The sequence below is a fragment of the Liquorilactobacillus sicerae genome, assembly GCF_029916425.1.
Lineage (GTDB): Bacteria > Bacillota > Bacilli > Lactobacillales > Lactobacillaceae > Liquorilactobacillus > Liquorilactobacillus sicerae.
In genome coordinates, this window is record NZ_JAHAVQ010000181.1 from 1 (window position 1) to 474 (window position 474).

Consider the following 474-nt stretch of genomic DNA (forward strand, 5'->3'; position numbering starts at 1 on the left):
GATAAAGACCGCCTGAATCTTTTTTAAGGGTAAACTGACGACATTTCTTTGAAAAAAACCACGAATCGTCGTCAATTTATTCTTGCTTTTAATCAAAGTGAAATGATAATATTTTTGAACGGTCGTCAAATAGGACGCAAGCAAACTAAAAAGCAAAATCAGAATTGCAAGAATAAAAAAACTCTCTGCCAATAAATTATCGATAGTTGATTCAATCGGTTTCTTGTTAGTTTGCGGCAAGTAACCATCAACCTGGGAAAAAAATCCAACAAAACCCAAGAGAACCGGAATAATACCAAATGAAGTCAAGGCATATTTTGACAAATCACGAAAGTTTATTTGATAACTGCTATCAATTTTTTTATTGTTTACTTGCGCAAAAACATTTTCCGATGCAGATTTTCCTAAACGGGACTGCTGGTTGAGTTTTTCAATAAAATTGGAAATTTTCAAGGGAATAACCGGTAATACAGC

General features: G+C 33.5%; 1 pseudogene. It reads right to left on the bottom strand.

Annotated features, from left to right (window positions below):
* Nucleotides 1-453 (bottom strand): annotated as a pseudogene (locus KH893_RS11880) (PH domain-containing protein); the annotation flags it as partial.
* Nucleotides 454-474: the final 21 nt, after the last annotated feature.